Source organism: Marinobacter sp. (assembly GCF_041690615.1).
Classification (GTDB): domain Bacteria; phylum Pseudomonadota; class Gammaproteobacteria; order Pseudomonadales; family Oleiphilaceae; genus Marinobacter.
The window spans coordinates 105,978-118,920 of sequence record NZ_JAWLGY010000006.1; the positions used below are offsets into that span (position 1 = coordinate 105,978).

A 12,943-nucleotide genomic window follows, 5' to 3' on the forward strand; every position below is an offset into this window, starting at 1 on the left:
CCTTGCCTGTTGATTTAGAGGTGGTGCCGATTGGGGGCCGGGGTTCCAGAACGAAAAACTTCGTTTTCCTGACTGTTCTGGAACCCCGGCCCCCAATCGGCACAGCAGAGTAAAGAGGGGTTTGCTACGGATACTTTCAGCTTAAAAACATCGACTCGAATGTGCGCCCGGTAATCTAAACGAAGTTCTGTGAGATCACCGTCAACCGGCCAAGATAGTTGACGCCGTACATAGGGGAAGGCTTTCAGGGAACGTCCGCCATATTTTCAGGCGGAGAGTAATAGTCGTTTATCTTGTAAACACTGCCCTTCGAATGGCGGAGTGCATCCTTGAGGTTGGGGTCCATGCAGATCGCAGAACTCTGGGCCCAGACGTCAATCGCCCACTTTCCGGTTAAGGCAAACGATCCATTACATTGAATATATCCTTCAGTTTTAAGAGCTTGATCCCAGTAGGTATTACCATAATATTTCCCAACAAACATCAGTACGAGGCCAGCTACAATTACTCCGCCAAGCGGCTTTAAACAGTGCTTGTCGAACCATTGGTTTCGATGCCCACGAACTCCGATATACGCTCCATAGCAGCCGATAATGAATAGTCCTATAAGCAGAAGCGGATTGCCATAGAATATAGATGTGCCCGTATCTACCACAATGACATGGGCGTCAGATGACAGCCATTCGGCGTATCGTTGATGACTATTAGAGAGCAGACACGACCCGATCACCCCTAGTCCGATTGTCAGGACGATGAAAAATACGCCGCCTAAGGCGAGCAAAAGACGATTGCCCTGTGTCTTATCCACATGGGTTGTTTTCACTGATTTTTCCTGGGACGATGAATTAATATCACCAGCTTCGGTTGCCAGGGAACCGCCTTATGAAGTCAAGGGCTCCCTCTGGGGTCGAGAAATAGTAGTTGAATTCCCATCGAATTCGGCCAGTGGTTATTAGCCAATCCTTCCTGGCGTCAGCAAGGCTATCCGCAAGTTTCTGGGTCAGGGCTAGTTCTTCATCAATCGAATTGAGAGTGAGGGTGATAGTCACTGCCACAGCAATCCCGGCTGCGATGGGTGCCACAGCTACGACACTGCTTCCAAATGCAGCCGCGACGAATGCCGAGCCGACGTAACCGATGCCCGTTGCAATAAGACCTTTAGTTATATCAGTAGATATGCGGGCCAAGACTAGTTCCAGAGTGGCTTTCTCATCTATAAATAGCCATTCGATGGTCCGCACGACCGGACTGATGATTAAAGTAAGAAGCAGCCCGCTTCGAAGCATGGCATTGGCCGCTGATTTCCCTACGCCCATTCGCACAACTTTAGGATGATTGATTCCGTAAATCGGAGCTGTAAGGTGACGACGTAACCCGGGGTATCCTCCAAAGACAATCAGAGACTTTCCCTCTCGACTAATAACCCGGTATGCGCCAAGAAAATTACCTGATCTGGAGAGGTCTTTGCCCAATTTGGTCAGAACAACACTGTCCAGAACCGGGGAGGTATAGTCGATTACAGTGTTGGGCAAAGCTCCGACGAGTTCTTCAAAATCGCGTTCTCTAGCCTGATTGGAGGTATTCAGATTTAACCAGAGACGGGTCATCTCCTGCGCGTTCAGCACGTAGACGTCCAGTGCGTTGGAGCCAAATTCTTCGAGGAGTTTTCTCGCCAGGGTATGTCGACGGGAGCGGGAACGCAGATCGTCCATCTGCTTTTGGGAAATGAGTCTACCACTCATGATGACCTCCATGTTTTACCAGGCATTGTGGAAATGCGGTGCTCTTCTTCTCCTTGAGCACTGGCGAAGTCTGCCCCAGGCGGTTAGGTACGTCAATCAAGTGCTGAGGCAGCCTTAGACGTAAAAAATAGGGACAGTCACTCCTAAACGGCACAGGAAGGTTCTCCGCACGCAGCGGGAAACGACATGGTAGTAGGGTGTGTCGGCAACGGAGATGAGTTGTTCCCTGGGGCGAGTCATGCCAGGCTTTTCGCAGGTCACCACGATTGCTGTATAAAAGCAGAGCGTGCTGCCCTCAGCAAGTATCTACACTAGTTACTTGTGTGGCGACTGTGCCTGCGTTTTGCGCTCTGGCAATGTATCCACCCAAAGCGCTATCCAGTAAGCCTTATAGAAAGGGCGCCGGGTCTGCCTTCCGGAACAGTCAGGAAAACATAAGTTTTTCGTTCCGGAAGGCAGACCCGGTGCCCTTTCCGCCCCCGAACCCACAACCCGCATTAAACGTCATCATCCCCAAAGGAGTCACGTTTGGCCAAGGTATACCTATTCGATTGGGGCGATACCCTTATGGTCGACTTTCCCGGCTCCTCCGGAAAAATGTGCGACTGGGCTGACGTGCAAGCCGTAGAGGGCGCCGAAAACACCCTGGCGTACCTTTCTGCTAAAGCCAAGATTTACGTGGCCACCGGTGCCGCCCACTCGACGGTGGAAGACATTCAAAAGGCGTTTCGTCGTGTCAGACTGGACCGGTATATCTCGGGTTACTTCTGCCAGTCGAACGTCGGTATGCCAAAAGGCTCTGCCGAATTCCTTATCGGGATTCTCCAGCGACTTGGCGTCGCGGCTCCGGAGGCCACTATGGTTGGCGACAGCTTCGAAAAGGATATCGCTCCCGCACTGGCAACAGGCATACAACCGGTATGGTTAACAACCAAAGCGGCAAGAGCACCGGAAGGAGTAAAAATCATACGCACGCTTATTGAGTTGCTGCACTGATCACAGCAGCCATGCTGGAGTCAGAACGAGACGTTCTGGACAGAGCTTCCGAAACCGTCAGGAGGACGAGGTTTTCGTTTCGGAAGCCTCGCCGGGACCTTTCGGCAATGTATCGAACCTAAGCGCTATTCGGTAAGCCCGATAGAAAGGGCTCCGGTCATGCCTGCCGGAACAGTCAGGAAAACGTAAGTTTTTCGTTCCGGCAGGCATGACCGGGGCCCTTTCCACCCCCACACCAACCACGCCGGATTAAACTTTACCGTCCCCAGGGGACTGGCCAAACCACTCACAACAATCTGATGCTCATCGGGATGGCCGACGGAGAGCCAAAACTTTCGCTCGCCCTTGCGAAGCCAGTACAGCAGGGCGCCGCTGCCCCCTGAGCGCCAGACGCAGCTCCAGGAACGAGTCATACATCATGGCCTGGATCTCCACCAGCGCCTTCACGGGACTACCGGCCACCCGGCGCCTGGCATCAATCACAAACTGAAGGCCGCGCAACCGGCTCTGATGGCAGGGTGAACTCTGACTGATACAGTCTTCAATCAGCTCACTGCGCAGAGTTTCGAAACCCGCCGGATCACGCTCAGCAAGCGTCCGCAGTCGCTCGAATGTGGGCATATCCATGATGGTGCTCCTTCCCTGGCTCAAAAAATCAAACCGCAACCATTACTAAAGTTAGCCCCTGCAGCCCACAAATCCATCAGATTTGCCAAAATGTAACCAAAAACGTCAGATCTCGGTTCTTAGCGCCCAGCGGCGCTCCCTCACAATGCGGTGAACAGCATCCGCCCGGCCACCACCAGCAGCACCCCGCCAAAACAGCGCTTGAGCGTCGGTGCCGGGATCCGATGACTGAGGGCCACTCCAACCGGCGCCAGCATTACCGTGAATACCGCAATCAGAGCCACCGCTGGCAGATAGACGTAGCCCAGGGACCAGTCCGCCGGTGACCGGCCCCAGCCGGAGATGATATAGCCCAGGGTCGCCACCACCGCCAGCGGGAAGCCCAGAGTACTGGAAGTGGCCACAGCCCGCTGCATGGGGACGTTGAAGAAAACCATCAGCGGCACCATCACGTTGCCGCCTCCGATACCCGCGAGCCCGGACAATACGCCGCTGAACAGGCCCAGGCCGGTGGTGCCGACCTTGCCGGGCATGGTGCGCTTCGGATCGGGTACCCAGCGGCTGAGCATGATGAGGGAAATCATCAGCAGGAAGAGGGCGATACCGACCTCCAGCACGATAGTGGGTAACCGGGCGGCGATAAAACCGCTAAGGAAACTGCCCGTCACCACGGTAGGAGCCCAGAGTCTGAAGATGACCCAGTCTACCGCCTGGCGTTTGATCTGAGCCCGGGCGGCGGAGGCAGAGGTAAAAATGATCGTGCACAGTGAGGTAGCGACGGCGGTAATGACGATGAACTCTGAAGGGAAGCCCTGGGCCGAGAGAATGAGCACCAGGGCCGGCACGATGACGACGCCGCCGCCTATCCCGAGCATGCCGGCCAGTATGCCGGCGACAATCCCCAAGGCAGAGCAGGCGAGGATCATATCCATGGTGTGTCCTTCTTGCGTATGTTTAAAGGGTGAGTCAGCGTTTACTGACTTAGTGCGGTGCCGTCGCCCCGGGGGTCGTGCATGGCCTCCCGGTGACCGTCGGGGTATACCGCAATGGCGCCGGCCAGGCCGGTGAACGGGCTCAGTTCCGGGATCCACTCGATATCATGGCCCCGGCGGAGCAGGTCGCTGGCGACGGTCCCGGATATGGTCTGTTCCAGTTTCAGTTTCTCGCTGCTGCCGAAGAAACTGCGCCCCTGCAGGAAGCGTGGGGCCGACAGGGCCTCGTCCACAGACCGGCGATAGTCCACCAGCTGAGTCGCCAGCACCATCTGGGTCTGGGGCTGGCCGTCGCCGCCCTGGGTGCCGAAATAGAACTGCCGGCCGTCGTCTCCCAGCCAGGCGGACGGGTTAAGCGTGTGGGCCGGGCGCTTGCCCGGGGCCCAGCCATTGGCATGGGTCGGGTCCGGGTTGAAGCCGGCGGCCCGGTTGAGCCAGAGCACGCCAGTATCGCCGATCATGCAGCCGGAGCCGAAGTCATGGAACAGGCTCTGCATCAGGCAGGCCGTCCGGCCTGCGCTATCGGTGGCGGCAAGCCAGACGGTATCCGCTGGCTGGCCCTGCTCAGTCCAGGGTACGGCGGTCTCCGGGTCAATGGCCGCGTAGTCCACTGCTGCTCGTTCCCGGCTGAGCAGGCGGCCGGTGTCCAGGGTGCCGCCAGCCGGATCACAGAGGTTCTGGTTGCGCTGCCTGAGCTGCGCCTTGATGGCTTCCACCAGATAATGAAAGTAATCGGCCCCCCCGTTGGTTAGCGTGGACAAGTCCACGTAGCTCAGCGCATTCAGGGAGCTGAGAGTGTATACACCCTGGGTCGGCGGCGGAAAGTTGTACAGGGTGCCGCATCTATATCGAATACCCAGGGGCTCGCTGTGCCAGGCCCGGGTGCGGGTCAGGTCCTCCCGGGTCAGGCCGTTGCCCAGCCTGTCGAAACCTTCCGCCAGGGCGGTGGCCAGCTCGCCCTGGTAAAAATCCGCCACGCCGACCCGGGCCAGGTGCGCCAGGGTCGTGGCCAGATCCGGACGGGTGACAAGGGCGCCTTCGGCGAAAAACTGCCCGGTGACATCGCAGCAAAGGGCGGTAAGGTCGGGCAGTTCCCGGATCAGGTCCTGGCGCTGTTGCTGCCAGAATGCCTGGTTGGCGGAAACCCCATAGCCGTCACGGGCCAGGGCGATAGCCTGCTCCAGCAGGTCCGGCCAGGTCATGGTGGAACCCCAGCGATGCTGGCTCCAGTCATGGGCCAGGGACCAGGCCCGCAGGGCACCCGCCGTGGTGGCTGCCGACGCCGGGCCACGCATGGCAATTGCACCAGCTCCAGGCAGACGATGGCCCGCCTGGCCCAGCCCCATCAGCGTATCCACCTGCCTGCCGTCGCTCAGCAGCCACAGGGCATCACCGCCGATGCCACACATGTGGGGACAAATCACGGACAACACCGCACCAGCGGCTGTGGCAGCATCAATGGCGGTGCCACCGGCCTGCAGTATCGACTGCCCCGCTGCGGTGGCCCGTGGGTCGGGGGTGCAGATCACCCCGGCTCTCGATTCGGCCTTCATGCCGTGGACGCGCCCTGTTTCTCAGGGTGAGACTGATGTTCGGCAACAAATTCCGCCGACATGGCGCTGACCGTCTGCACATGCAGGCGCATCAGACGCGCAACACCGTCGGCATCACCCGCGAGGATGGCGCGAACAATGGCGTCGTGTTCCTCCCAGGATTTGCTGACCCGGTTACTGAGCCGAAACTGGGCCCGGCGGAACGGCGCCAGCCGGTGGCGGGTGGCTTCCGCCAGCTGCTGTAGCTGACTGCTCTGGGCGCCCTCGAAGATGTATTGGTGGAAGCGCTGGTTGTACCGGGCATAGTCGTCGGCGGTGCCATCCCGTACCAGGTGCACCGACCCCTGATGCAGTTCCAGCAGGGCCTGGCGCTGGTCACTATTCATGCGCAGCGCCGCCAGTCGTGCCAACGCCGCTTCAAGTTCCGCCATGGCCTCGTAGAGGTCCCCCAGGGCCCCCGGTGACAGGGTGGCGACAATCACGCCCCGGTTGGGCCGATGGGTCACCAGCCCCATGGCGGCCAGGTGACCAAAGGTCTCGCGGATCGGGGTGCGGGAAACGCCGAAACGTTCTGCCATGGCCTGGGCGTCCAGTTTGGTTCCCGGGGTCAGACTGCCACTGATGATGTCATCCGCCAGGGTCTGCACGATACTGTCCACTACCGTGCCTTTACTGCGGCGCTCCGGTTGAATGGTCACCCTGCCCAAACCGTCTCTCCTGCAGTTGCCCCGTGGGTCTCCGGCGGATGGGGGATGGCCGCCAGCAGGCTGCGGGTGTAGTCGGTCTGCGGGGCGTCCAGCAACTGGCCGGCGTCACCTTCCTCCACCACCACGCCGTTTTGCATCACCATGATACGGTCGCACAGCAGCCGCACCACGTTCAGGTCATGGCTGATGAACAGATAACTCATGCCCAGGCGATGCTTGAGGTCTTCCAGCAGATTCAGCACCACCGCCTGCACCGATACATCCAGCGCTGCCGTGGGCTCATCCAGTATCAGCAGCTTCGGTTCCAGGGCAATGGCCCGGGCAATGCCGACACGGGCCTTCTGGCCACCGGAAAGCTGGTGAGGGAAGCGGTCCAGCAGGTGTACCGGCAGACCCACCAGGCCCGCCAGTTCGATCACCCGCTGCTCCCGGTCACTGCGGCTCATCTGGGGAGTCAGCCGGTGAATCGGGTCGCCAATAGACTGGGCCGCGCTCCAGCGGGGGTTGAGGCTGTCGGTGGGGTCCTGGAACACCATCTGCAGCTTGCCCCGCAGGGGGTGGGCCGCAAACTTCGAGGCCGGTACCGGGGCGATGTCCTGCCCCAGGAATTCGATGGTGCCACCGCTGGTGTCCAGCAACCGCATGATCATGGCTGAGGTGGTGGACTTGCCACAGCCGCTTTCCCCCACCAGCCCCAGGCTTTCGCCCTCGCGAATCCGGAATGACAGGTCCTGCACCGCCAGGTGCGAGCCCTCGGTGCCAGGCTTGCCGAACTGCTTGCGCAGGTTACTCACCGTAAGGATGGGCTCCCCCAGGGTCCGGGTTTCCGGCAAGGTGATGGCCCGGGCCCGCGCTTGTGGCGTCAGCAGGTCACGGATCCGGGAATCCTTGTGGGGCGTGGCCTGCAGCAACAGCCGGGTATATTGCTCACGGGGATGGTGGAACATTTCAGCGGAACCGTTGGCTTCGACGATTTTGCCCTTCTCCATCACCACCAGTCGGTCACAATAGGCCGCCGCCAGTCCCAGGTCGTGGGTGATCAGCACGGTGGACATGCTGTACTCCCGGGTAAGCTCGACGATCAGGTCCATCACCGCCTTCTGGGTGGTCACGTCCAGGCCGGTAGTGGGCTCGTCGGCGATCAGCAGCCGGGGCCGACAGGCCAGGGCGATGGCGATCACCACCCGCTGGCACATACCCCCGGAGAGTTCGAAGGGGTAGGCGCTATAGCGCTGCTCCGCATCACGGATCTTTACCGCTTTCAGCATTTCGATGGCTTTTTGCCGGGCGTTACCCCGGGTGGCCTGGCTGTGCTGCATCAGCACGTCCGCCACCTGGTGGCCGATGCGGCGGATCGGATTGAGGGCGGCGCGGGGGTTCTGGAAGATCATCGAGATCTCCCGGCCGCGGATGTCCCGCATGTCCTTCTCGCGGGCCTTGTGCAGGGGCATGCCACCGTAGGTGATGCTGCCCCCCGCAATACGACCGGCCCGGTCGAGGATGCGCATTACCGCATAGGAAGTCACCGACTTGCCGGACCCCGACTCACCGACAATGCCCAGGGTTTCGCCCTTGCCAACGGTCAGGGAGATATCGTCAATGGCCCGCACGGTGCCCTTGCGGGTGACAAAGTCCACACTCAGACGCTGTATATCGAGCAACGGCTGGCTCATGGTGTGCTCCTCAGGTGCGGCGTTGGGGATCCACCAGATCCCGCAAGCCGTCACCAATCAGGTTGAAAGTAAACACCGCCAGCATCAGCATCAGGCCCGGAAACATCACCAGCCACCACTCACCGGAAACAATGAAATTGGCACCTTCGGCCACCATGATGCCCCACTCCGGCGTTGGCGGCTGCACACCAAGGCCGATAAACGAAAGACCGGCGGCGTTGAGGATGGCCCAGCCCATGTTGAGGGAGATCTGCACCATCATCGGCGGCAGGGTGTTGGGGAAAATGTGGCCGAACAGCACCCGCAACTCGGAGTTACCGGACAGCCGCGCCGCCTGCACGAAACCGGCGTTGCGACGGATGCTCACTTCCGCCCGGGCCATACGGGCATAGAAGGGCAGGTTAATGATGGCGGTGGCATAGACGATGTTCTCTACCGTGTTACCGGCGGCGGCGACAATCCCCATGGCCAGCACAAACAGTGGAAAGGCCATGATGGTATCCACCACGCGGCCGGTTATGCGGTCGGTCCAGCCGCCGAAATAGCCGGCAAAACTGCCCATGATGGAGCCCAGGAAGAAGGAGATGGCCACGGCGGAGACCGAGATCAGCAGATCCAGGCGAGTAGCCACCACCACCCGGGAGAAGACATCGCGACCCGACTGGTCGGTACCGAACCAGTGGGCACCACTGGGCGCCTGCAACGCTGGCCCCACATCGGTCTCCAGCGGATCGAATGGCACCAGCCAGGGACCGAACACCGCCATTCCGATGAACAGCGCGAACAGACCGAAGGCCACGCCGGTGACCGGGTTTTCCGAAGCCACATGACGCAGGTGCTGCCAGTAACTGGTGCGGGTAGGTCCCTCGAGTTTTGGTGAGGCCGGGGTGCTCATACTGGTCATATCAGGCCTCCTCGCCCACGCGGGGATCAATCAGAGTGTAAGTCACGTCAATCAGCAGGTTCAGGGCCACAAACAGCAGGGCCATGGACAGCACGAATCCCTGGACCGCGGCGTAGTCGGAGACCACCAGGGCCTCCACCGCGAAGGAGCCGATGCCTGGCCAGGCAAACACCTTTTCCACCAGCACATTGGCGCCGAGCACGAAGGAAAACACCATGCCCAGGGTGGTCACCACTGGCAGCAGGGCATTGCGGAAGGCGTAGGTCACCAGCACCCGGCGACCACTGAGACCCGCTGCCCGGGCAGTGCGGACGAAGTCGCTTCCCAGGGTCTGCAGCATGGCGGCCCGGGTCATGCGGGCAATGGGCGCCAGGGTGAACAGCGCCAGTGTGATCAGGGGCAGCGCCAGCTGGGCCAGAGCGGCACCCAGTACCTCCCATTCACCGGCTATAGCGGCGTCAATGGTCAGGAAACCGGTCACCGGGTCCGGTGGCAGGTACATCATGTCCAGTCGCCCCATGGGGGCCGGCGCCCATCCCAGCAGGTAATAGAAGATATACATCAGCACCAGCCCGGTGAAGAAGGTAGGCAGTGACACCCCTGCCGTCACCAGAAAACGACACAGGTGGTCCACCCAGGTGTTGGGCCGCGTGGCTGCCAGTACGCCCAGGGGCACGGCAATCACGAAGGACAGCAGCAACGCTCCCAGGGTCAGTTCCAGGGACGCCGGCAGGCGGCTGGCCAGCTCCGCCATCACTGGCTGGCCGGTGGACACTGCCATGCCAAGGTCACCCCCGGCCAGGTCCTTGAGGTAGGTAAGGAACTGCACCGGCAGGGGCTGGTCCAGTCCCATCTCCTGGCGTAACCGTTCGATGGACTCGGCGTCGGCCATGTCACCGGCAAAGTAGGCGGCCGGGTCCCCGGGCAGTGCCCTGGTCAGCAGGAAGCACACCACCAGGATCCCGAACACCGTGGGCACTGCCTGCAATAGCCGCATGGCGACCTTGCGCAGCCTGTCCAGCATGAAAGGCACGTTGATCGCTCCTTAGGCCGGTTCCAGGGCGCGGATGTCCATCTGGCGATGGAACCAGTACTCGTAGCCTTCCACCTTGTCGTTGAAGGCCACGTTCAGGGTCGGCTGCCACAGGGGAATCCGGGGGATATCGTCAAAGGCCAGTTCGATCATACGCCGGACGTTGGGCTCGTAATCCGGGTGGTCCATGGCCATGTCCAGTGTGTCGTCCACCAGTTTGGCCATTTCCGGATTGTCGTAGTTGTAGGAGTTGAACAGGTTGCCCTTGATGTAAGCCCAGAAGAAGTAATAGTCCGGGGTGTTCAGCCAGCCGCCGAAGTTTTCCAGGTGCAGGGGGAGTTTCTTGTCCACCAGGGCAATGGTGCGCCAGTTGGCGCCAGGGATCTTCTCGATGCTGGCGCGGATGCCGATCTTCTCAAGCCCGCGCTGGATCTGCAGGGCCGCAGGCTCGGCCCAGTCGGCATGGGACAGGTTGAATGACAGCGGCACCTCGAAGCCATCCTCGTAGCCGGCCTCGGCCATCAGTGCCCGGGCTTTCTCGATATTCTCCTCGTAGGGGGATTTCTGCGGCCAGCTGATTTCATCAACCGTGTCGGAACCACCCCACATGGGGACGCCCTGCTCATAGGCAGCCTGTTCGAAGATTTTCTGGTAGGGAATCGACCAGGCGACGGCCTGACGCACCCGCTTGTCCTTGAACGGTTCAAAGTCCAGGTTGGTGCACAACGAATAGATACAGTTCTCGATGGGCGTGCTCACCACCTTAACCCCGGGCTTGTCCGCCAGCTCCCTGGCATCCTTGTTGGGGATGTTATGGGAGGCACTGACATTGCCCCGTTCGATCAGCGCCCGGCGGGTGGACTGGGACGGAACCTCGCGGACAATCACCCGCTGGTAACCGGGAACCTCGCCACCTATCCAGTCATCATTGCGCTCGTACACCAGCTGCTGACCTGAGTCCCAGCGGGCCACCTTGTAGGCCCCGGAACCGGCAGGATTCCGGTGCAGGTATTCGGTGGCCCAGGGGTCGTCGTCTGTGGCGTTGGCTTTGGCCACTTCGGAATTGATCACGATGGGAATAGGTGTGGCCAGGTCCGGCAGTGCCAGCTTGGACGGGAATGGCAGGGTGATGCGGAAGGTGCGGTCGTCCACCGCCTCGAACTGGTCCGGCGACTCCAGTCGTCCGGCCTTCATCTGCACCGTGGGAAAGCCCCCCAGTGAAACTGCACGGTCCAGGGACCACTTGACGTCGTAGGCGGTGACCGGCTTACCGTCCCAGAAGGTGGCGCCTTCGCGGATGGTGAAGGTCATCACCGTGCCATCATCGCTGATTTCCCAGGACTCAGCGAGTTCCGGCTGGACGTTGTCAAAGTCGTAGCTCAGGGAGCCGTCCGGCATTTCCTTGGTGCCAAAGGATACCAGGCGGTCATAACAGTTGATGGCCACCTGATAGCTGTCCCGGTTGGTGCCGCTGCGGTGGATATCAAGGCTGTTGATGGTCCCGCCAATCACCACCACGGCGGTTTCATTGGACGCAGCACTGGCAGGCAGTACCTTGAGGTAAGGCAGAAGGCTCGCACCCAGCCCCAGGCTGGCGGCTCCCTTCAGAAAGTGACGACGATCCATTTTGCATACTCCTCGGCAGGTTTGTTGCCAAATGTGTATGCAACCGAAAGGCCAATCCCAGTGGAAATCGCCGATGGATTTCAATAAAAATTTTATATTCAACAAGTTACCAGGACATGAATACGGTCTCGACTTTCGCCGACCGGACAAGGCAGGCCATGCCGGCACCGGTCACGAAATATCGCATGCACCGTTTCGGAGCAGTCTGCCCGATAAGATGGCCGATGCCACCTCCGGTTCAGTGCCTTGGAAACCATCATGATATGATCTGGTCTGAGTTCATGCTTCGCCCTGTCCGGAGACCTTTCCGAAGCCGGGGGTATTATTTTTCAGAATCAGGCGCACCCACAGATATGACAACAGCTCGAAAGGATATCCCCGACCACAAACCCCGCCCCTGGGTAGACCTGCTGGTCAGCATCATTATTCCCTCCGTCATCCTGATGAAGCTCAGTGGTGATGAGTACCTGGGTAATGTCTGGGCGTTGCTGGTGGGACTGGCGTTCCCCCTGGGTTGGGGCCTGTTTGAACTGATCCGGTATCGCAAGAAGAACTTCATTGCGGTACTGGGGGTAATCAGCGTGGGGCTGACCGGCGGTATCGGTCTTATGGCGATCGATGCTCAATGGCTGGCCGTCAAGGAGGCGGCCGTGCCCCTGGTCATCGGCCTGGCGGTACTGATATCCACGCGCACCAAATACCCCCTGGTGCGGACGCTGCTGTACAACCCCAATGTGCTGGATGTGGACAAGATCCAGCAGTCCCTGCAGGAACGGGGCTGCGAGGCCGAGTTCGAAAACCGGCTAATGAAGGCCAGTTATTTCTTTGCCGGTACCTTCCTGTTCTCCGCCATCATGAACTACATTCTGGCCCGCTGGATCGTCACCAGCCCCTCGGGTACCCAGGCGTTCAATGAGGAACTCGGCCGAATGACCCTGGTAAGCTATCCGATGATCGCCATTCCTTCCATGGTGATGATGATTGCCATCTTCTTCTACCTGTGGCGCACCATCCGCCGGCTCACCGGGCACACCCTGGAAGAGGTCCTTTCGCCGGCTGCGGGTGGGCAGGGCGACAAGGGCGATTAGCC

12 protein-coding genes are annotated in these 12,943 nt (G+C 60.1%); 2 read left to right on the plus strand and 10 right to left on the minus strand.

Going from position 1 to position 12,943, the window contains the following annotated elements; all coding sequences use genetic code 11:
- Positions 1 to 244: 244 nt before the first annotated feature.
- Positions 245 to 823 (minus strand): hypothetical protein, encoded by a 579-nt coding sequence (locus ACESMZ_RS06570; RefSeq protein ID WP_372958503.1) that lies wholly within the window; start codon positions 821 to 823, stop codon positions 245 to 247.
- A 28-nt stretch (positions 824 to 851) separates the two neighbouring features.
- Positions 852 to 1,742, minus strand: coding sequence for a hypothetical protein (locus ACESMZ_RS06575; protein ID WP_372972379.1), 891 nt, complete (start codon positions 1,740 to 1,742; stop codon positions 852 to 854).
- Positions 1,743 to 2,270: 528 nt separating this feature from the next.
- Here ACESMZ_RS06575 and ACESMZ_RS06580 point away from each other — a divergent pair.
- On the plus strand, positions 2,271 to 2,738 hold the full coding sequence (locus tag ACESMZ_RS06580) for an HAD family hydrolase (RefSeq protein ID WP_372958404.1): 468 nt from the start codon (positions 2,271 to 2,273) through the stop codon (positions 2,736 to 2,738).
- Between the two features lie 303 nt (positions 2,739 to 3,041).
- Here ACESMZ_RS06580 and ACESMZ_RS06585 read toward each other — a convergent pair whose 3' ends face one another.
- The 8 genes from ACESMZ_RS06585 to ACESMZ_RS06620 form a co-directional block, all read right to left on the minus strand.
- Entirely contained in the window at positions 3,042 to 3,365 is a 324-nt protein-coding gene (locus ACESMZ_RS06585; protein ID WP_372958403.1) for a DUF3135 domain-containing protein, read from the minus strand.
- Between the two features lie 140 nt (positions 3,366 to 3,505).
- Positions 3,506 to 4,297: a sulfite exporter TauE/SafE family protein gene (locus ACESMZ_RS06590; RefSeq protein WP_372972380.1), complete on the minus strand. Its 792-nt coding sequence runs from the start codon at positions 4,295 to 4,297 to the stop codon at positions 3,506 to 3,508.
- Between the two features lie 41 nt (positions 4,298 to 4,338).
- The gene (locus ACESMZ_RS06595) at positions 4,339 to 5,910 is read right to left on the minus strand and encodes a gamma-glutamyltransferase family protein (RefSeq protein ID WP_372972381.1); all 1,572 of its coding nucleotides are present in this window, start codon (positions 5,908 to 5,910) and stop codon (positions 4,339 to 4,341) included.
- Positions 5,907 to 6,608 carry a GntR family transcriptional regulator gene (locus tag ACESMZ_RS06600; protein WP_372972397.1) on the minus strand — a complete coding sequence of 234 codons (702 nt, stop codon included), beginning with the start codon at positions 6,606 to 6,608 and terminating at the stop codon, positions 5,907 to 5,909. The genes ACESMZ_RS06595 and ACESMZ_RS06600 overlap by 4 nt, the downstream gene beginning before the upstream one ends.
- Entirely contained in the window at positions 6,605 to 8,290 is a 1,686-nt protein-coding gene (locus tag ACESMZ_RS06605; protein ID WP_372958400.1) for a dipeptide ABC transporter ATP-binding protein, read from the minus strand. Before ACESMZ_RS06605 ends, ACESMZ_RS06600 begins: the two co-directional genes overlap by 4 nt.
- Positions 8,291 to 8,300: 10 nt before the next feature.
- Positions 8,301 to 9,194 (minus strand): ABC transporter permease, encoded by an 894-nt coding sequence (locus ACESMZ_RS06610; RefSeq protein ID WP_372972382.1) that lies wholly within the window; start codon positions 9,192 to 9,194, stop codon positions 8,301 to 8,303.
- A gap of 1 nt (position 9,195) precedes the next feature.
- Positions 9,196 to 10,218, minus strand: coding sequence for an ABC transporter permease (locus tag ACESMZ_RS06615; RefSeq protein ID WP_372958405.1), 1,023 nt, complete (start codon positions 10,216 to 10,218; stop codon positions 9,196 to 9,198).
- 21 nt (positions 10,219 to 10,239) lie between these two features.
- Positions 10,240 to 11,853, minus strand: a complete 1,614-nt coding sequence (locus tag ACESMZ_RS06620; protein ID WP_372958398.1) for an ABC transporter substrate-binding protein — start codon at positions 11,851 to 11,853, stop codon at positions 10,240 to 10,242.
- 353 nt (positions 11,854 to 12,206) lie between these two features.
- Between ACESMZ_RS06620 and ACESMZ_RS06625 the strand changes: the two genes are divergently transcribed.
- The gene (locus tag ACESMZ_RS06625; RefSeq protein WP_372958397.1) at positions 12,207 to 12,941 is read left to right on the plus strand and encodes a VC0807 family protein; all 735 of its coding nucleotides are present in this window, start codon (positions 12,207 to 12,209) and stop codon (positions 12,939 to 12,941) included.
- Positions 12,942 to 12,943 lie beyond the last annotated feature (2 nt).

What these genes read in the sequence shown, in the direction of transcription:
- ACESMZ_RS06595 (WP_372972381.1), bottom strand. Translation starts at nt 5,910, where the DNA reads ATGAAGGCCGAATCGAGAGCCGGGGTGATCTGCACCCCCGACCCACGG.
- ACESMZ_RS06590 (WP_372972380.1), bottom strand. Translation starts at nt 4,297, where the DNA reads ATGGATATGATCCTCGCCTGCTCTGCCTTGGGGATTGTCGCCGGCATA.
- ACESMZ_RS06585 (WP_372958403.1), bottom strand. Translation starts at nt 3,365, where the DNA reads ATGGATATGCCCACATTCGAGCGACTGCGGACGCTTGCTGAGCGTGAT.
- ACESMZ_RS06605 (WP_372958400.1), bottom strand. Translation starts at nt 8,290, where the DNA reads ATGAGCCAGCCGTTGCTCGATATACAGCGTCTGAGTGTGGACTTTGTC.
- ACESMZ_RS06625 (WP_372958397.1), top strand. Translation starts at nt 12,207, where the DNA reads ATGACAACAGCTCGAAAGGATATCCCCGACCACAAACCCCGCCCCTGG.
- ACESMZ_RS06615 (WP_372958405.1), bottom strand. Translation starts at nt 10,218, where the DNA reads ATGCTGGACAGGCTGCGCAAGGTCGCCATGCGGCTATTGCAGGCAGTG.
- ACESMZ_RS06620 (WP_372958398.1), bottom strand. Translation starts at nt 11,853, where the DNA reads ATGGATCGTCGTCACTTTCTGAAGGGAGCCGCCAGCCTGGGGCTGGGT.
- ACESMZ_RS06575 (WP_372972379.1), bottom strand. Translation starts at nt 1,742, where the DNA reads ATGAGTGGTAGACTCATTTCCCAAAAGCAGATGGACGATCTGCGTTCC.
- ACESMZ_RS06610 (WP_372972382.1), bottom strand. Translation starts at nt 9,194, where the DNA reads ATGACCAGTATGAGCACCCCGGCCTCACCAAAACTCGAGGGACCTACC.